Here is a 16,931-nt window from a genome sequence, read left to right as displayed (position 1 = left end):
GGTCTGTTTGCGTGGGGCGCCCTGTGTTTTGGGGGCGCCCCACGTTTCGTTGTTGAGTGGCGGCCCGGTGGGGGCTGGTCGCGCAGTTCCCCGCGCCCCTAAGGAAATCGCCCCTCTGTTTCTCAAGAGCGTGGCGGCAACTTCGGTCTGCTTCGGTCCGGGACGGCTGAGTAGTCGGGCGGAGTCGCCGCCGGGTGGATGGACAACAGGTCCAGCGCCAGCCGGATCGCGTCGTCCAGCTGAGCGTGCCGTCCTTCTGCCCAGTCCAGCGGGGTACGGAGGATCTCCAAGTCCGGGGTCACGCCCCTGTTTTCGACCGACCAGCCGTACGCGTCGAACCAGGCGGCGTTCATCGGGACCGTGATCACCGTGCCGTCGCCCAGTTGGTGGCGGCCGGTCATGCCGACCACTCCGCCCCAGGTTCGTTGGCCTACCACCGGGCCGAGCTTGAGGAGTTTGAAGGCGGCGGTGATCATGTCGCCGTCCGAGGATGTTGCCTCGTCGGCCAGGGCAACCACCGGGCCCCTGGGGGCATTTGACGCGTACGACACCGGCTGGGCGTTGCGGGTCAGGTCCCAGCCCAGGATCGTGCGGGTCAGTTTCTCCACCACCAGTTCGCTGATGTGGCCGCCCGCGTTGCCGCGTACGTCGACGATGAGGGCCGGGCGGGACACCTCAAGGCGTAGGTCGCGGTTGAACTGGGCCCAGCCGGAGCCGCCCATGTCGGGGATGTGGAGGTAGCCGCAGTGGCCGCCGCTCAACTCCCGTACCACCGCCCGGCGTTTGGCCACCCAGTCCTGGTAGCGCAGGGGGCGTTCGTCGACGAGGGGGACCACGGCGACTCGGCGGGCCCTGCCTTCTCCCTCCGCCGGGGTGAAGGTCAGCTCTACCGTTGTGCCGCCCGCGCCTGCCAACAGGGGGTACGGGCCGGTGAGTTCGTCGACCGGGCGGCCGTCCACGTGGGTCAGGATCGCGCCCTCTCGGATGCCGGTGCCGGCCAGGGGGGAGCGGGCCTTGGAGTCGGAGGACTCGCCGGGGAGGATGCGGGCCACCGTCCAACCGCCCTCCCTGTGGACGAAGTTGGCGCCCAGCAGGCCTTGTCGGCGCTGGTAGTGGGGCGGGCCCTCGTTGCGGCGGGACGCGGTGACGTAGGCGTGGGACGTGCCCAACTCGCCCAGGACCTCGCGGAGCAGGTCCGCGAAGTCGTCGGGGGACGCCACGCGTTCGACCAGTGGGCGGTACTGGTCCAGGACCCCGGTCCAGTCGATGCCGCACATCTGCGGGTCCCAGTAGTACGCGCGGATCAGGCGGCCCGCCTCCTCGTACGACTGGCGCCACTCGGCGGGCGGGTCCACCTCGTGGAGGATGCGGCGCAGGTCGATCCAGACCGTCGAGTCGCTGTCGCCGGACTCTGTGGAGGGGACGGCGCGTAGTTCGTCCTCGTCGACCACGACGAGTCGTGTGCCGTCTCCGCTCACCGCGAACCAGTCCAAGTGGTCTACGAGTTCGGACTTCTTCGCCTTGCTGATGTTGAAGTACTCGAGGGTCGGACGGCCGCTGGTGTCGTCCGGGTTGGCGAAGGTCTCGCCCAGCGCGCCCGAGATCGGCCAGCGCAGCCAGACCAGTCCGCCGCCCGAAACCGGGTACAGCGCCGAGTACTTGGAGGCCGAGACCGGGAAGGGGGTGACTCTGCTCTCCAGTCCTTCCACCTCCACCATCACCGCGCCGTCCGCGCCCTCGTCGTCCTCCGCCGCGTCCAGGCCTCCGGCGGCCGGTCGGCCCTCCGGGGTCAGTGCGAAGGGGGAGGGCGTGGCCGAGGAGAGGGGGACGAGGTAGGGGCGGCAGCCGAGCGGGAAGGAGAGGTCGCCGGTGTGGACGTCGTAGACCGGGTCGAAGCCGCGCCAGGAGAGGAAGGCGAGGTAGCGGCCGTCCCGCGTGAAGACCGGATTCTCGTCCTCGAAGCGGCCGTTGGTGACGTCGACGATCAAACGGTCCTTGATCCGCGCCATCTTGATCTGGCGGAGCGAGCGGCCGATGCCCGGGTGGGACCAGGTCAGCCAGCTGCCGTCCGGGGAGAAGGCCAAGTCCCGTACCGGGCCGTTGATCGAGCAGATCAGCTCCGTCACTTCGCCTCCCCCAGACTCCGTCCGGGAGGTGCCCCCAGAGTCCTCCGTGGCGTCCAGGAGCAGGAGGCGTCCGTCGTGCGCCGCGATCGCGAGGCGCTCGCCCGCCGTGTCCGACACCAGCTCCAGTACGCGGCCCACCTCGCCGGAGGCGAGTCGGCGGGGCTCGCGGTCGCCGGTGGCGCGGGGGAGGTAGGCGATCTCGATCGCGTCCTCGCCGTCCGCATCCGTGACGTAGGCGACCTGTCCGCCGGAGCCCAGCATCTCCGGGAGCCGGACCCGTACGCCCGGGGTGTCGGTGATGGTTCTGGCCGGGCCGTCGCGGTGGGTGAGCCAGTAGAGGCTGCCGCGTACGACGACGGCGCTCGCACGGCCCGTCTCGTCGACCGAGATGCCGTCGACGTGCTGGGCGGCGGGGACTTGGTACGTACGGCGGCCCGCGCGGGGCCCGCTCAACCGCACGTCCAGCTTGCGGGGGGCCGATGTCGGGGAGAGGTCGTCGACGATCCACAGGTCACCGGCGCACTGGTACACGACGCGGGTGCCGTCGCTCGCCGCGTGCCGGGCGTAGAAGGCGTCGTGGTCGGTGTGGCGCCGGAGGTCGGAGCCGTCGTAGGAACAGGAGTAGAGGTTGCCGATGCCCTCGTGGTCGGAGAGGAAGGCGATGCGGCCGTCGACGAACATGGGGGAGTGCAGGTGGCCTTCGAGGTCGGCGAGCAGGCGGCGGCCGTGCAGCCAGAGGCGGCCCATCGCGCCGCCGCGGTAGCGCTTCCAGGCGGCGGGTTCGTGCGGTGGGGTGCCGGTGAGGAGCAGGGTCTGGAGTTCGCCGTCGACGTCGGCGAGCTGGATGTCGGAGACCGGGCCCCAGGGGAGGCGGCCGCCGGGGTCGCCGTCGGTGGGGACCTTGTGGGCCCAGGTGAAGTACGAGAACGGCTCGCCGTGCGAGGCCACGGCGAGGATGTCGCCGTCCGGGGTCCAGCCGCAGACCTGGGTGTCGGCGCTGCCCCAGTAGGTGAGCCGGCGGCCGGGGCCTCCCTCGACCGGCGCGAGATGGATCTCCGGGACCAGGCTGTGCCAGGTCGTGTACGCGATGTGGCGGCCGTCGGGGGAGAAGCGGGGGTGACCGACCTTCGTACGGTCGACGGTGAGGCGCCAGGCGCGGCCCCTGCCGTCGAGAGGGGCCAGCCAGAGGTCGTCCTCGGCCACGAAGCTCAGGAGGTCGCCACTGAGGTGCGGCAGGCGCAGATAGCTCACCTCCCTATGCTTTTCCGGGGGACGGACCAGAGCAACTTATGAAAAATCGCCGGGCTGGCTCAGCGCGTGACCCAGCGCGTGACCCGACGGGGGACCGGTGGGTGACTCTCCACACGTACGAAACGGTTTCGTTTCGCTGGAAGGTGCGCTACATTCATGACTACGCGAGGCCGGTACGAAACCGTCTCGTTCGGATCCGGAGAGGTGAGTGGCATGACTGAAGTCGCAACGGCGCGTCGCAGTCGCATCACACCCGAGCGCGAGGCCGAGCTGTACGCGGCCGTGCTCGACCTGCTCCGGGAAGTCGGCTACGACGCCCTCACCATGGACGCCGTGGCGGCCCGCACCAAGTCCAGCAAGGCGACGCTCTACCGCCAGTGGGGCGGCAAGGCCGAGCTGGTCGTGCGTGCGATGCGGCACAGCAAGCCGGGACGGGCCACCGATGTCGACACCGGATCGCTCCGGGGCGACATGCACGCCATGGTGGTCCGCGAGGACGACTGCCGGATGGAACAGAACTCCGCGCTGATGCGGGGTCTGGCCATGGCGACGCACAACAACCCCGACCTGCTGCGGGCGTTCCGCGAGCTGTTGGTCGAACCGGAGATGGAAGAGTTCCGGATCGTCATGCAACGCGCCGTCGACCGGGGCGAGGTCCGTGCGGACTGCCCGGCGCTGGAGTTCGTGGTGCACATGATGATCGGCGCCTTCGCCACCCGCACGATCATCGAGGACGAGCCGCCGACCCAGGCCTACCTGACCTCGTACATCGACGCCGTCGTGCTCCCCGCACTCGGCGCGCCCACCACCTGACACACCCACAGCACGCCCACCTGACGTAACCGCTCACGTCGTCGGGCCGATCACCCGTGTCCCCAACCGGTTGATCACCCCTGCCCCGAAGAACCCCACGACCTGACCGGGAGTACGCCCTCGTGGCCACGTTCCTCTACAAAGTCGGCCGTCTCGCCTTCAGGCGACGGCACTACGTCGCCCTCCTATGGATCGCGCTGCTGACCCTCGCGGGAGTCGGCGCGGCCAACGCGCCCGCAGCGGGCTCCACCTCCTTCTCCATACCCGGGACCGAGGCCCAGAAGGCCTTCGACCTGCTGGACCAGCGCTTCCCCGGCTCCAGTTCGGACGGCGGCACCGCACGCGTCGTCTTCAAGGCGCCGAGCGGCGAGAAGATGACCGACGCCGGCAACAAGGCGACCGTCGAGAAGACGGTGAAGGAACTGGCCGACGGCTCCGAAGTCGTCTCCGTCTCCGACCCGTTCACCACCAACGCCGTGAGCAAGGACGGGACGGTCGCCTACACCTCGGTGAAGTACGACGTCGCCGGCATGGAACTCAAGGACGCCAGCAAGGACGCCCTGGAGGACGCCGCGGCCGAGGCCCGGGCCACCGGGCTGACCGTCGATGTCGGCGGTGACGCGCTCCAGGCCGCCGCGGAGATGGGCGTCGGCGAGATCATCGGTATCGCCCTGGCCGCCGTGGTCCTCGTCATCACCCTGGGCTCGCTGGTCTCGGCCGGCCTGCCGCTGCTGACGGCGATCATCGGGGTGGGGATCGGCGTCTCGACGATCACGGTCCTGGCGAAGACGCTGGACCTGGGCTCGACGACCTCGACGCTCGCGATGATGATCGGCCTCGCCGTCGGCATCGACTACGCGCTGTTCATCGTGTCCCGCTACCGGGCCGAACTGGCCGAGGGCCGCGAACGCGAGGACGCGGCAGGCCGGGCCGTAGGCACGGCAGGCTCGGCGGTGGTCTTCGCCGGCCTCACGGTCGTCATCGCGCTGGCCGGTCTCGCGGTCGTCAACGTGCCGATGCTGACCAAGATGGGTGTCGCGGCGGCGGGCACGGTCGTGGTCGCGGTGTTCATCGCGCTGACCATGATCCCGGCGCTGCTCGGCTACGCGGGCCGCAGGATCAAGCCGACCGGCGAGAAGGCCAAGTGGCTGGGCGGCGGCAGCGCCAAGGAAGCGGCCAAGGCGGCCAGGCCGAACATGGGCACCCGCTGGGCGAGCTTCGTCGTACGGCGTCCGGCGGCCGTCCTGATCCTCAGCGTGCTCGGCCTCGGCGCGATCGCGCTGCCGGCCAGCCAGCTCCAGCTGGGTCTGCCCGACGACAGCTCGCAGCCGACGTCCACCACCCAGCGACGGGCCTACGACCTCCTCGCGGAGGGCTTCGGTCCCGGCTTCAACGGCCCGCTGATGATCGTCGTGGACGCCAAGAACAGCGACGCGCCCAAGGCCGCCGCCACCACGGTGACCGACAAGATCAAGACCCTCGACGACGTGGTCTCGGTCAGTCCGGCCATGTTCAACAAGGCCGGCGACACCGCGACGATCACCGTCGTGCCCGACTCCAAGCCGTCGTCGGTCACGACCGAGGACCTGGTGCACTCCATCCGTGACGAAGGCGCCGGCATCAAGGCCGACACCGACGCGCAGGTGCTGGTCACCGGCACCACGGCGATGAACATCGACTTCTCGCAGAAGCTCAACGACGCCCTGATCCCGTACCTGGCCCTGGTCGTCGGCCTGGCCTTCCTGCTGCTGATCGTGGTCTTCCGCTCGATCCTGGTCCCGCTGAAGGCGGCCCTCGGCTTCCTGCTCAGCGTGCTCGCCTCGCTCGGCGCGGTCGTCGCGGTCTTCCAGTGGGGCTGGCTGTCGGGCCTGATCGGTGTGGAGGAGACCGGTCCGATCATGTCGATGATGCCGATCTTCCTGGTCGGCGTGGTCTTCGGCCTGGCGATGGACTACGAGGTGTTCCTCGTGACCCGAATGCGCGAGGCCTACGTCCACGGCGAGAAGCCCAGCCAGGCCGTCGTCACCGGGTTCAAGCACGGCGCCCGGGTCGTCACCGCGGCGGCGGTCATCATGATGGCGGTCTTCTCGGGCTTCATCACCTCCAGCGAGTCCATGGTCAAGATGATCGGCTTCGGTCTGGCGGTCGCGGTCTTCTTCGACGCGTTCGTGGTCCGCATGGCGATCGTCCCCGCGGTGCTGGCCCTGCTCGGCAAGCGGGCATGGTGGCTCCCGGAGTGGCTGAACCGGATCCTCCCCAACGTGGACGTCGAGGGCGAGGGCCTGCGCGACCTCGACTCCACGAACGCGGATCCCGACGAGGACCGGGAGTTGGTCCGGGCCTGAGGCGGCTGCCGCGAGGCACTGAGGCACCGGGCAACTGATCTGCCGCGTCACCGAGTTCGGGTGGCGCGGCAGTTCGCGTTGGCGACGGAGGGACCGCCCCGAACCGAGCGGATGTCAGTGGGCCGGACTAGCGTGTTGAGCATGACCACACTCACAGAACGCCCCAACACCGCACTCCTCGTGATTGACGTCCAGGTCGGTGTCGTGGCCGACGCGTACGAGCGTGACGCTGTCGTCGCCAACATCTCCGCGCTCGTCGACAGGGCTCGCGAGGAAGGCGTCCAGGTCGTCTGGGTCCAGCACTCCGACGAGGAGGTGCCGGCGGGCAGCGAGGCCTGGGAGTACGTCCCCGAACTCCACCTCTGGGACGGCGAGCCCCTCGTCCCCAAGCACTACCCCGACTCCTTCGAGGACACCTCCCTGGAAGAGGTGCTGGCAGCCGCCCAGGTCGGCCGCCTGGTAGTGGCGGGCGCGTCCACCGACGCGTGCATCCGTTCCACGCTCCACGGCGCGTTCGTACGCGGCTACGACGTGACCCTCGTCGGCGACGCCCACACCACGTCGGACCTGAGCAAGTGGGGTGCGCCGCCGCCGGAGCAGGTCATCGCGCACACGAACCTGTACTGGAAGTACCACACGGCACCGGGTCGTACGGCGGGAGTTGAGACGGCGAAGGACGTAGCACTCGGAGGCTGAACCTCACTCTTCACTCACGTCCTCACCTCGGCCCAGACCGTCTTACGCGGGCGCGGCCCCGGGGTGACACCCCAACGGTCGGCCAGGGCATCCACGAGAAGCAGCCCCCGGCCCGATTCACCACACGGGTCTGCCTGTTGAAGCCGGGGCAGTTGGTCGCCGCGCGTGTCCGACACCTCGATGCGGAGGGTTCCGGCGACGACGTACAGGGTCAGCCGGAAGTCGCGTCCCGTGACGCGCCCGTGGGTCGCGGCGTTGGCCGCCAACTCGGCGACGATCTGCGCGGCTCGGTCCAACGGGAGCCCCCAGGAGCGGAGTTGCTCTGTGGCGAGGAGCCGGGCGAGACGTGCGCCTCGGGGAGTGGGGGAGAGGAGGACGGTGAAGTTGGGAGGGGCGGCGATTTCTTGATTCATGTCACTCAGCGTGGCGGGATTTGCTTCCCTGGGTGAGTGATGGCGACCGTGCGTACCGTGAATGTCTCCGCTTTGTCCCGCGCTGTCTCGGCTGTCTCGTCGGTTGTACGGGTACGGAAGCGCGATGGAGGTGGGGCATGAACGAGGGTGCGGATGAAGCCGGTTGGGATGTCGAACCCGGCGATGAGATCGAGCCGTTGGTCCAGGCGGTCGGGCGGATGCTCAGGGTTTTCCGCGAGGCGGCGGGAATGCGGGTGGCTGAACTCGCGGTGGCGATGGGCTACGGCGAGGACATGATCCGGAAGATCGAGCGCGGGGTGCGGATTCCGCGGCCGGAGTTCCTGGACCGGGTGGATCAACTGCTGAACGCCCAGGGGCACTTGAAGGCATTTATGGAGGACATGCAGAAGGCTCGGTACCCGAAGAAGGTGCGGGAGCTGAAGGAGATGGAAGACCGGGCGGTCGAGATGCTCCTTTACAGCAACCACAACATCCATGGTCTGCTGCAAACGTCCGAGTACATGCAGGCGTTGTTCGACATTCGGCAGCCTCCCTACCCCCAGGATGTGGTGGATCGGGATGTGGCCGCCCGTATCGCTCGGAAGTCCGTCTTCGACCGCTCGCCCGAACCCGCACTCTGCTTCATTCAGGAACAGGTGACACTGGAACGCCCGATCGGCGGCAAGGCAGTGCTGCGTCGACAGCTCGAACACCTGCTGGAGGTAGGGAGGTTGCGGAACGTCGCGCTTCAGGTCATGCCTACCGCTTGCGAGGAGCACGCAGGCATGAACGGCCTGATCGAGGTGCTGAAGTTCAGCGACGGCACAGCGATCGGACGGTCCGACGGAGCGTTCAACGGTCGCCCGGTCTCAAACCCCAGGGATCTTCGGGTCCTTGAACTGCGCTATGGGATGATGCGGGCCCAGGCTCTCACGCCGAGAGAGTCGCTGGCCTTCATCGAGCAAGCGCTGGGAGCACTATGAGCACCTCGCAACTCCACTGGTTCAAGAGCAGCTACAGCAGCAGCAATGAATCCGGCGACTGCGTCGAGGTGGCTACTACCCCCGCGGTGATCCGCATCCGTGACTCGAAGAACAAGCTGGGTGCGCAGGTCGCTCTCTCCGCTCCCGTTTGGGGCGAGTTCGTCACGTACGTATCGAAGTGAACGTTGGGCCACTCGCTTCTTGGCCAGTGTCGGGCTTCCGCGGCCCGAGTAAAGGGCGCTCCCTGCGGTCGCGTCGGCTACGCCGATTCCGCTTCGCTCCACCCTTGACTCGGCCCGCTCCAGCCCGTTTCAGAAGCGAGCGAGCAGCCCGGAGGAACGGGTGGCCAGGCACACATCCCCTTGCCTGTACTGCGTTGTCGGCCGGGGTGACGGATGCGCACTCGCGTCTCGCCAGCACGCCGGGTCGGCTCAGCGGCCAACGGTGAGTGGGTGGCTTCTCCCCCGGGGTACCTGGTCCGCAGAAGTGTGACAGTTTTGGCGGAAGTGTCACACTTCCCCGACCCACCTACCACCCCGGTGCTCCGTCTCATGACGGTGGTTAGATTTGCCCCCGGCTTCCAGCAACCCCCCCACCCACAGTTGGCCGCTGAGCCGAGGTGGCGTGCCGGCGAGGCGCGAGTGCGTCCCCTCACCCCGGCCCCCCGACACTGGCTGAGAAGCGAGTGGCCCAACGTTCAGAACTCAGTCGCAGGCCCAGTACACCCGCCGCTACCGTGCCCCCATGACCACGAACAACACCGAAGACGACAACTCCGGCGCCAACCCCCGATTCGCCGAAGCGCTAAGGGAGTTGGGGCTCGCGGAGCTGGTCGGTCGTACTCGGCGTTTCCCGGACGCCACCCGTACCGCAGCCGAGGCCGCCGCAGCGATCGGGTGCGAGTTGAGTGAGATCTGCAAGTCGTTGATCTTCGCGGCGGACGGGATTCCGGTACTGGTGCTGATGGACGGGGCATCGCGGGTGGACCTGGAACTCGTCCGGCAGGAGCTCGGCGTGGAGAAGGTCACCCGGGCCAAGGCGGACGTCGTACGGGAGACGACCGGGTATGCCATCGGGGGCGTGCCTCCCTTCGGGCACCGTACGAAGACCCGTGTGCTCGCCGACCGTTCGCTGCTCGCGCACGACGTCGTGTGGGCCGCCGCAGGCAACCCGCACGCCGTGTTCCCCATGGAGCCCAAGGAACTTGTCGCGCAGGCCGGTGCCACCCTCGTGGACGTGCGCGAGCAGACCCCGTGACTCCGGAGGTCGCCGCCGCCGTCCTGCTCGCCGCCGTCACCCACGCCTGCTGGAACGCCCTCGCCCACCGCATCGAGGACAAGCTCGTCGGCTTCACGCTGATCGCGGGCGGCGGGGCGCTGATCGGGTTGGCGCTGGCGCCGTTCGGAGGGTTCCCGGCGGCTGCGGCATGGCCGTATCTGATCGTGTCGGGGGTCATCCACGTCGTGTACTTCGCGCTGCTGATGAAGTCCTTCCGGCTGGGGGACTTCGGGCAGGCGTACCCCATCGCACGCGGCACGGCGCCCCTCCTCGTGACCGTACTGGCCGCCGTCTTCGCCCACGAGGTGCCGAATGCCTGGGCCGCCGCCGGCATCGCCCTGTCGTGCACGGGCCTGACCGGCGTCGCCCTGTGGGGAATGCGCGGGCGGCGGCCCAACTGGGCTGCGATCGGGGCCGCGTTGGCGACAGGCGTGTCGATCGCCGCGTACACCGTCGTCGACGGGCTGGGCGTGCGCGCCTCGGGGTCCTCGCTCGGCTACATCGCCTGGCTGATGGCGATCGAGGGCCTGGCCGTCCCGGCGTACGCCCTGCACCGCTGGCGAGGCCAATTCATCGCGAAACTACGGCCGTTCGCCGCCGTCGGCTTCCTCGGCGCCGCCCTGTCCGTGACGGCGTACAGCCTCGTCCTGTGGGCCCAGACCCGCGCCGAACTCGCTCCCATCGCCGCCCTGCGCGAGTCGTCGATCATCGTCGGCGCGGCGATCGGGGCACTCTTCTTCAAGGAACGCTTCGGAGCCCCGCGCCTCGCGGCGGCCGGACTGCTGGTCGTCGGGATCGGGCTCATGCTGCGGGCCGGTTAGGGTTTTGCGGCGCAGGCTCAGTCCCGGCGGATGGAGAACAGGCGTGCTGTCACCGTCAGTACCAGCGAGACCCCGATGAGGTACAGGCCGAGGCGAGCTTGGGGCACAGCCGGTGACCACACCCGCCAGGTCGACTCTGCGGTGGTCTCTGCTGCCAGGAAGGAACCGTAGGAACTGGACTGCAGTGTGGCGGGTGTGTTGATCTCGCCGCGTATCCACAGCAGCGCGCCTATGACGGCGCAGGTCGCGGATATCGCGTACAGGACCGGGACGCGGAGTGGGACGTCGGCTCGACTCACAGGTTCTCCCTCGATTTCCGCCGACCGTTCGTCGGCGGCCCACGAGAGTATCGGTGTCGGATACGGCGACATCCGACGACTCGAGCCGTGCCCGTCAGGCGTGCCGTACCGCCACCGCGTCCACCTCGAACAGCATCCCGGGCAGTGCGAGGGACGCGACGCCGCTGAGGGTCTGGGCCGGTAGGCGGTTGCCGAAGTTCGCGTGCAGGGCCTTGCCCAGGGTTTCCAGCTTGGTGAGGTCGTGGTCGACGATGAACGTGCCCAGGCGGACCACGTGTTCGAAGTCCAGGCCTACTCCCGCCAGCGCCGACCGTAGGCGGAGGAACGCCAACTCCACCTGTGCCGCGAAGTCGCCCGGTACCGGTGTGCCCGTCTCGTCGGAGGCGTACTGGCCCGCGATGAAGACGAGTTCACCGGGTGCCGAGACCGCGTGGCTGTAGCCGAACGGGGTCGGGTCGTGGAGCGTGGGCGGGTTGGTGATCGTGCGGGCGTCGGTGGCGGTGGCGGGGTCGTCGTTCTTGGGCGTCATGGACGGGGAACCTCCCGGCCGGGCCGGTTCATTCCGGTTGCGGCAAAGACGCCTTGACCGCCCTCACCAGCGCCTGTGCCCTCGGGTCCGCCGTCACGCTCTTGCGGAAGCCGTTCGTGACGTAGCCGAACGCGATGCCCGACTCCGGGTCGGCGAAGCCCAGTGCGCCGCCTCGGCCCGGGTGGCCGAAGGAGCCCTCCGAGAGGAGGGGGGACGCGCTGCCGTGCAGCATGTAGCCCAGGCCGAAACGAGTGTTCACCACGAGGACGCGGTCCGGGCCCGACGAGCGTTCCGTGCGGGCCGGCTCGATCGTCTCCGGCTCGAACAGCCTTGTCCCGCCGTCCAGTTCGCCGATCAGCGACGCGTAGAAACGGGCCAGTCCGTCCGCCGTCGCGATGCCGTTCGACGCGGGGAGTTCGGCCGCCCGGTACGCCGGGTCGTTCTCGTCCGGCATCGGCGTGATCGCCCCGAACGCGCGCCGGGTGAGCGAGTCGGGGTTCGCGTACGCCTCGGAGACCGAGCGCTTGGGGCGCATGCGGAGCGCGCTCGCGTCCGTTGCCGGGGCTTCCAGCTGGGCGACTCGGCCCACCCGGTTCGCCGAGGACGTCGGCAGGCCCACCCACAGGTCCGCCCCGACCGGGACCGCGATCTCGTCCGCGATCCACTCGCCGATCGACCGGCCCGTCACCCGGCGAACCAGTTCACCGGTCAGCCAGCTGTACGTCTGCGCGTGGTACCCGTGGTCCGTGCCCGGCTCCCACGCCGGTGCCTGCGCCGCCACCGCCGTCGCGCTGAGCACCGGGTCGGCGGCCTGCGCCGGGGTCAGCGGGTGGTCCAGTACCGGTACGCCCGCGCGGTGGGCCAGCAGGTGCCACACCCGGGTGTGCTCCTTGCCGGCCGTCTTGTACTCCGGCCAGTACTCGCCCACCGGAGCGTCCAGGTCCAGTTCCCCGCGCTGCGCCAGCAGGAGCAGTACGGCGGCCGCCACGCCCTTCGTCGCCGACCGGACGATCTGGGCCGTGTCCTGTTCCCAGGGTGCGGTGCCGTCGACGTCCTTCGTGCCCGCCCAGAGGTCCACGACCCGGTGTCCGTGCCGGTACACCGTCACCGCCGCGCCCCGGTCCCCGCGTACCTCGAAGTTCCGTACGAACGCCTCCCTGACCGGCTCGAAGCCCTCGGCCACCACGCCGTTCACGTCCACGTCCGCGCTCCTTGTTCTGCCGTCCGGCCTCTCTCAACCAAGCAGGATCGTCACGTCGATGTTCCCGCGGGTCGCGTTCGAGTACGGGCAGACCTCGTGCGCCGCGTCCACCAGCTTCGCCGCGATGCCCTGGTCGAGGATCGGCAGGGACACGCTCAGGGCGACCGCGAGGCCGTAGCCGTGCTGCTTGTTGGGGCCGATGCCCACCTTCGCGGCGACCGTGGAACCGGTCAGGTCGAAGCCCGCTCTACGGCCGACCAGGACGAGCGCGTTGTGGAAGCAGGAGCTGTAGCCGGCCGCGAAGAGCTGCTCGGGGTTGGTGCCGTTGCCGTCGCCGCCCAGCGCCGGGGGCATCGCGACCTGGAGGGAGAGCCGGCCGTCCAGGCTGCTGACATAGCCGTCGCGGCCGCCGTGGGCAGTGGCCTCGGCGACGTACATGATCTTCGTCGGGCGGGTGTCGACGGCGGTGTCGGTGGTGGCAGCGGAATCGTCGGTCATGGCGGGACCTCCCCCGGGGTGGAAACACGGACACAGAGAGTGCGCAACTACATCGTGCACAAGATACTGGCGAGTAGTGCGGTCGTGTCCTTCAGGGGTGCGAACCGTCGGTAACCCGAGGTCAGCAGGTCAGCGGGCCCGTTCCGCCGCCGCCTCCGCCCGCTCCGCCAGCCGCCACAGTTCCCCCCGCAGGCGGGCGACTTCCGGCATCTCCAGCTCCGTCGCCGCCAGCAGCGCGCCGGGTACCCGGGTCGCGCGCTCCCTGAGGGCCGTACCGCGCTCCGTGCACGCGACCAGGACCGAGCGCTCGTCGTGTGCCGACCGCTCCCGACGGACCAGGCCCGCCGCCTCCAGGCGCTTCAGGAGTGGTGACATCGTGCCGTAGTCGAGGCGCAGGGCCGTCGCGAGGTCCTTGATCGGGGTCTCGCCGCGCTCCCAGAGGACGAGGAGGACGAGGTACTGCGGGTAGGTCAGCTCCAGCTCCTCCAGGAGGGGGCGGTACGCGGCCGTCAGCGCCCGCTGGGCCGCGTACAGCGCGAAGCACAACTGCTCGTCGAGGAGCAGCGACCCGGTATCCGTACGGTCCTCGTTCGTCACGCGCCCATTGTCACGGACCGCGGGTCGAACCCGAAGGGCAGCTCCAGGCGATGGGCGCGCATCAGCGCCTCGTCGGAGAGGAGTTCGCCGGTCTTGCCGTCCGCCGCGATCACGCCCTCGCTGAGGATCAGCGCGCGCGGGCACAACTCCAGTGCGTACGGCAGGTCGTGCGTGACCATGAGGACCGTCACGTCCAACGACCTCAGGATGTCGGCCAGTTCGCGGCGCGAGGCGGGGTCGAGGTTGGAGGAGGGCTCGTCCAGGACGAGGATCTCCGGTTCCATCGCCAGGACCGTTGCCACCGCGACTCGCCGCCGCTGCCCGAACGAGAGGTGGTGCGGGGGACGGTCCGCGAACTCCGCCATCCCCACCAACTCCAGTGCCGTACGCACCCGTTGCTCCAGCTCGGCGCCCTTCATGCCGGCCGCAGCCGGGCCGAACGCCACGTCCTCGCGGACCGTCGGCATGAACAACTGGTCGTCGGGGTCCTGGAAGACGATCCCGACCCGGCGCCTGATCTCCGCCATGTGCCGCTTGCCGACCGGGAGTCCGGCCACCGTCACCGTCCCGGCGCCGGCCGTGAGGATGCCGTTGAGGTGCAGCACGAGGGTGGTCTTGCCGGCGCCGTTCGGTCCGAGCAGGGCGACCCGTTCACCGCGCGCGACGGTGAAGTCGACGCCGAACAGGGCTTGTTGGCCGTCGGGGTAGGCGAAGGCGAGGCCAGAGACCTCCAGCGAAAGGGAATCGGTCACAGCGTCCATCCCAACAGGCATACGACAAGGGCGGCTGACGGGAGTGCGAGGGCGTACGACCACTGCGCCCGGTCCGCGGTCACCTCGTCGATCACCGGCATGGAGCCTGTGTAACCCCGGCTCACCATGGCCAGATGGACCCGCTCCCCGCGCTCGTAGGAGCGGATGAACAGCGCGCCCGCCGACTTCGCGAGCACACCCCAGTGGCGGATGCCCCGGGCCTCGAAACCCCGTGACTCGCGGGCGATCCGCATCCGGCGCATCTCGTCCGTGATGACATCGCCGTAGCGGATCATGAAGGACGCGATCTGGACGAGGAGGGGCGGGAGCTTCAACCGCTGGAGGCCCAGGAGGAGTTCGCGGAGTTCGGTGGTCGCGGCGAGGAGGACCGAGGCGGCTACGCCCAGCGTGCCCTTCGCCAGGACGTTCCACGCGCCCCAGAGGCCGTTCACGCTCAACTGGACGCCCAGGACGGTCACTTGCTCGCCCTCCGCCACGAAGGGCATGAGGACCGCGAACGCCACGAACGGGATCTCGATCAGCAGGCGGCGGAGGAGGAAGGCGGCGGGCACGCGGGCCGCGTACGCGACCAGGGCGAGCAGTGCGGCGTAGAGGCCGAACGCCCACATCGCCTCGCGCGGGGTCGACACCACGATCACCACGAAGGCGAGGACGGCGGCCAGTTTGGTGTGCGGGGGCAGCGCGTGGACGGGGGAGTGGCCGTGTCGGTAGAGGCGGTGGGCGTGGCCCGCGCCCATCTCAGGCCGCCTGCGAGGTGGTGCCACGGCGCTTGCGGACCGCCCAGAAGACGCCCGTGCCCGCCACGACCGTCACGCCCACGCCGATCACGCCCGCGAGGCCGCCGGAGAGCCGGGCGTCGTCGACGTCCCGTACGCCGTAGTCGGCCAGCGGGGAGTCCGCCGAGGCGTGCTCCTTGGTCTGCCGGTCGATGCCCTGGTCGGCGGCGACCTTCTCCAGGCCGTCGGGGTTCGAGGAGGCGTAGAAGCTGACGAAACCGGCGAGGAGGAGGGATGTGACCAGGCCGCCGATCCAGAGCTTGCGACGCGAAGCACCCCGAGCAGCGACCGGCGCCAACTGCGTTGGCGCGTCAACGAGTTCGCCGTTCACGCGCAGCTTGAGGCGTTGCTCCAGGCCGCGCGCGCCGTGGACCAGATCCGGGCGTACGGCGATCACCGCGCCCACCGTCAGCGCGGTGATCGCGGCCTCGCCGACGCCGATGAGGACGTGGACGCCGATCATCGCGGTGGCGACCTTGCCGAGGGAGACGTCGGTGGTGCCGCCGAGGGAGTAGAGGAGGGTGAAGACGAGGGCGGCCGCGGGGACCGAGAGCAGGGCCGCGGTGAAGGACGCGGCGGTGATCGAGCGGCGGGTGCGGGGCAGCACCTTCACCAGGCCGCGGAAGACGGCGTACGCCACGACCGTCGTCGTGAGCGCCATGTCGGTGATGTTCACGCCGAGCGCGGTCAGGCCGCCGTCCGCGAACAGGATGCCCTGCATGAGGAGGACGACCGAGACGCAGAGGACGCCTGTGTAGGGGCCGACCAGGATCGCGGCCAGGGCGCCGCCCAGCAGGTGGCCGCTGGTGCCGGCCGCCACCGGGAAGTTGAGCATCTGCACGGCGAAGATGAACGCGGCGACCAGGCCCGCCAGCGGCGCCGTCCGCTCGTCGAGTTCGCGGCGGGCGCCGCGCAGGCTCACGGCGATGGCGCCGGCGGCGACCACGGCGGTCGCGGCGGATATGGGGGCGTCGATGAATCCGTCAGGCACATGCACGGGATGATTTTAGATGCTTGTTGCGAGTCCTTTGCAAGAGCGAGGAAGTCTCTTGCCGATATGTGAGATCTATCGCCCCGGAGGGCGCTCCCGAGAAAATGTGCGACATTTGGGTAGTGGAAGCGGATGCATAGCTTTCACACAGGTCACTCAGCGTAAGGGGCCGCCCGATGTCCGTAGTCGAACAGTACGCGCGAGCCCATATCGTCACCGATGAGGACGTGGACCGGCTGGACCGTGACGCGGTCCCCGTCGTCCTGCGGTACGACCCCGAATCCGATCCCCGAGCCGTCCGTATCGGCCTGCCCGGACCGCATGAATGGACCTTCGACCGGGAGCTGCTGGAGCAGGGGCTGCGTGCCCCGGCCGGCAGCGGCGAGGTGCGGGTGTGGCCGTGCGGGCGGGTGCAGGCCGTGGTGGAGTTCCACTCCGAACAGGGCGTCTCCGTCGTCCAGTTCGAGACGAAGACGATCATGCGCTTCCTGCGGCGGACCTATACGGCGGCCACCACGCCCGTCGGGAGCTGAACTCCCCG

18 protein-coding genes are annotated in these 16,931 nt (G+C 69.4%); 8 read left to right on the top strand and 10 right to left on the bottom strand.

Features of this window, described 5'->3' with window-relative positions; translation table 11 throughout:
• Positions 1 to 122 precede the first annotated feature (122 nt).
• Positions 123 to 3,377, bottom strand: a complete 3,255-nt coding sequence (locus OG588_RS20400) for a S41 family peptidase (RefSeq protein ID WP_405948543.1) — start codon at positions 3,375 to 3,377, stop codon at positions 123 to 125.
• Between the two features lie 213 nt (positions 3,378 to 3,590).
• On the opposite strand from OG588_RS20400, the gene OG588_RS20395 reads away from it, so the two are divergent.
• The 3 genes from OG588_RS20395 (at position 3,591) to OG588_RS20385 (ending at position 7,231) form a co-directional block, all read left to right on the top strand.
• The gene (locus OG588_RS20395) at positions 3,591 to 4,190 is read left to right on the top strand and encodes a TetR/AcrR family transcriptional regulator (RefSeq protein WP_405948542.1); all 600 of its coding nucleotides are present in this window, start codon (positions 3,591 to 3,593) and stop codon (positions 4,188 to 4,190) included.
• A gap of 122 nt (positions 4,191 to 4,312) precedes the next feature.
• The gene (locus tag OG588_RS20390) at positions 4,313 to 6,535 is read left to right on the top strand and encodes an MMPL family transporter (protein WP_405948541.1); all 2,223 of its coding nucleotides are present in this window, start codon (positions 4,313 to 4,315) and stop codon (positions 6,533 to 6,535) included.
• A gap of 141 nt (positions 6,536 to 6,676) precedes the next feature.
• Entirely contained in the window at positions 6,677 to 7,231 is a 555-nt protein-coding gene (locus OG588_RS20385; RefSeq protein ID WP_405948540.1) for an isochorismatase family protein, read from the top strand.
• 14 nt (positions 7,232 to 7,245) lie between these two features.
• Here the strand turns inward: OG588_RS20385 and OG588_RS20380 are convergent, their stop codons facing one another.
• On the bottom strand, positions 7,246 to 7,644 hold the full coding sequence (locus OG588_RS20380; protein ID WP_405948539.1) for an ATP-binding protein: 399 nt from the start codon (positions 7,642 to 7,644) through the stop codon (positions 7,246 to 7,248).
• 137 nt (positions 7,645 to 7,781) lie between these two features.
• Between OG588_RS20380 and OG588_RS20375 the strand changes: the two genes are divergently transcribed.
• From OG588_RS20375 to OG588_RS20360, 4 genes are all read left to right on the top strand, one after another.
• Positions 7,782 to 8,627 carry a helix-turn-helix domain-containing protein gene (locus tag OG588_RS20375; protein WP_405948538.1) on the top strand — a complete coding sequence of 282 codons (846 nt, stop codon included), beginning with the start codon at positions 7,782 to 7,784 and terminating at the stop codon, positions 8,625 to 8,627.
• Positions 8,624 to 8,809, top strand: a complete 186-nt coding sequence (locus tag OG588_RS20370) for a DUF397 domain-containing protein (protein ID WP_405948537.1) — start codon at positions 8,624 to 8,626, stop codon at positions 8,807 to 8,809. Before OG588_RS20375 ends, OG588_RS20370 begins: the two co-directional genes overlap by 4 nt.
• 562 nt (positions 8,810 to 9,371) lie before the next feature.
• Complete coding sequence (locus OG588_RS20365; RefSeq protein WP_405948536.1) at positions 9,372 to 9,884, top strand: YbaK/EbsC family protein; 513 nt, start codon at positions 9,372 to 9,374, stop codon at positions 9,882 to 9,884.
• On the top strand, positions 9,881 to 10,726 hold the full coding sequence (locus OG588_RS20360) for a DMT family transporter (protein WP_405948535.1): 846 nt from the start codon (positions 9,881 to 9,883) through the stop codon (positions 10,724 to 10,726). Before OG588_RS20365 ends, OG588_RS20360 begins: the two co-directional genes overlap by 4 nt.
• Positions 10,727 to 10,743: 17 nt before the next feature.
• Here OG588_RS20360 and OG588_RS20355 read toward each other — a convergent pair whose 3' ends face one another.
• The 8 genes from OG588_RS20355 to OG588_RS20320 all read right to left on the bottom strand — a co-directional run bounded on the left by OG588_RS20355 (position 10,744) and on the right by OG588_RS20320 (position 16,396).
• On the bottom strand, positions 10,744 to 11,025 hold the full coding sequence (locus OG588_RS20355) for a hypothetical protein (protein ID WP_405948534.1): 282 nt from the start codon (positions 11,023 to 11,025) through the stop codon (positions 10,744 to 10,746).
• Between the two features lie 94 nt (positions 11,026 to 11,119).
• Positions 11,120 to 11,554: a RidA family protein gene (locus tag OG588_RS20350; protein ID WP_405948533.1), complete on the bottom strand. Its 435-nt coding sequence runs from the start codon at positions 11,552 to 11,554 to the stop codon at positions 11,120 to 11,122.
• Positions 11,555 to 11,582: 28 nt separating this feature from the next.
• Complete coding sequence (locus tag OG588_RS20345) at positions 11,583 to 12,755, bottom strand: serine hydrolase domain-containing protein (RefSeq protein WP_405948532.1); 1,173 nt, start codon at positions 12,753 to 12,755, stop codon at positions 11,583 to 11,585.
• A gap of 33 nt (positions 12,756 to 12,788) precedes the next feature.
• A complete protein-coding gene (locus OG588_RS20340) occupies positions 12,789 to 13,253 on the bottom strand; it encodes an organic hydroperoxide resistance protein (RefSeq protein WP_405948531.1) in 465 nt (154 codons plus the stop codon).
• Positions 13,254 to 13,382: 129 nt separating this feature from the next.
• Positions 13,383 to 13,850, bottom strand: coding sequence for a MarR family winged helix-turn-helix transcriptional regulator (locus tag OG588_RS20335; protein ID WP_405948530.1), 468 nt, complete (start codon positions 13,848 to 13,850; stop codon positions 13,383 to 13,385).
• The gene (locus tag OG588_RS20330; RefSeq protein ID WP_318016843.1) at positions 13,847 to 14,611 is read right to left on the bottom strand and encodes an ABC transporter ATP-binding protein; all 765 of its coding nucleotides are present in this window, start codon (positions 14,609 to 14,611) and stop codon (positions 13,847 to 13,849) included. Before OG588_RS20330 ends, OG588_RS20335 begins: the two co-directional genes overlap by 4 nt.
• Complete coding sequence (cbiQ, locus tag OG588_RS20325) at positions 14,599 to 15,360, bottom strand: cobalt ECF transporter T component CbiQ (RefSeq protein ID WP_405948529.1); 762 nt, start codon at positions 15,358 to 15,360, stop codon at positions 14,599 to 14,601. The genes OG588_RS20330 and cbiQ overlap by 13 nt, the downstream gene beginning before the upstream one ends.
• A gap of 1 nt (position 15,361) precedes the next feature.
• Positions 15,362 to 16,396 (bottom strand): energy-coupling factor ABC transporter permease, encoded by a 1,035-nt coding sequence (locus OG588_RS20320; RefSeq protein WP_405948528.1) that lies wholly within the window; start codon positions 16,394 to 16,396, stop codon positions 15,362 to 15,364.
• Positions 16,397 to 16,566: 170 nt separating this feature from the next.
• Between OG588_RS20320 and OG588_RS20315 the strand changes: the two genes are divergently transcribed.
• Positions 16,567 to 16,923 carry an SsgA family sporulation/cell division regulator gene (locus OG588_RS20315; RefSeq protein WP_405948527.1) on the top strand — a complete coding sequence of 119 codons (357 nt, stop codon included), beginning with the start codon at positions 16,567 to 16,569 and terminating at the stop codon, positions 16,921 to 16,923.
• Positions 16,924 to 16,931 lie beyond the last annotated feature (8 nt).

Origin of the sequence: Streptomyces prunicolor, from assembly GCF_045162825.1 — a bacterium.
Taxonomy (GTDB): Bacteria; Actinomycetota; Actinomycetes; order Streptomycetales; family Streptomycetaceae; genus Streptomyces; species Streptomyces prunicolor.
The sequence above is the reverse complement of the archived record's forward strand: the minus strand, read 5'-3'. Positions and strand labels throughout refer to the sequence as shown.

What these genes read in the sequence shown, in the direction of transcription:
- OG588_RS20395 (WP_405948542.1), top strand. Translation starts at nt 3,591, where the DNA reads ATGACTGAAGTCGCAACGGCGCGTCGCAGTCGCATCACACCCGAGCGC.
- OG588_RS20385 (WP_405948540.1), top strand. Translation starts at nt 6,677, where the DNA reads ATGACCACACTCACAGAACGCCCCAACACCGCACTCCTCGTGATTGAC.
- OG588_RS20380 (WP_405948539.1), bottom strand. Translation starts at nt 7,644, where the DNA reads ATGAATCAAGAAATCGCCGCCCCTCCCAACTTCACCGTCCTCCTCTCC.
- OG588_RS20375 (WP_405948538.1), top strand. Translation starts at nt 7,782, where the DNA reads ATGAACGAGGGTGCGGATGAAGCCGGTTGGGATGTCGAACCCGGCGAT.
- OG588_RS20370 (WP_405948537.1), top strand. Translation starts at nt 8,624, where the DNA reads ATGAGCACCTCGCAACTCCACTGGTTCAAGAGCAGCTACAGCAGCAGC.
- OG588_RS20365 (WP_405948536.1), top strand. Translation starts at nt 9,372, where the DNA reads ATGACCACGAACAACACCGAAGACGACAACTCCGGCGCCAACCCCCGA.
- OG588_RS20350 (WP_405948533.1), bottom strand. Translation starts at nt 11,554, where the DNA reads ATGACGCCCAAGAACGACGACCCCGCCACCGCCACCGACGCCCGCACG.
- OG588_RS20340 (WP_405948531.1), bottom strand. Translation starts at nt 13,253, where the DNA reads ATGACCGACGATTCCGCTGCCACCACCGACACCGCCGTCGACACCCGC.
- OG588_RS20330 (WP_318016843.1), bottom strand. Translation starts at nt 14,611, where the DNA reads ATGGACGCTGTGACCGATTCCCTTTCGCTGGAGGTCTCTGGCCTCGCC.
- cbiQ (WP_405948529.1), bottom strand. Translation starts at nt 15,360, where the DNA reads ATGGGCGCGGGCCACGCCCACCGCCTCTACCGACACGGCCACTCCCCC.
- OG588_RS20315 (WP_405948527.1), top strand. Translation starts at nt 16,567, where the DNA reads ATGTCCGTAGTCGAACAGTACGCGCGAGCCCATATCGTCACCGATGAG.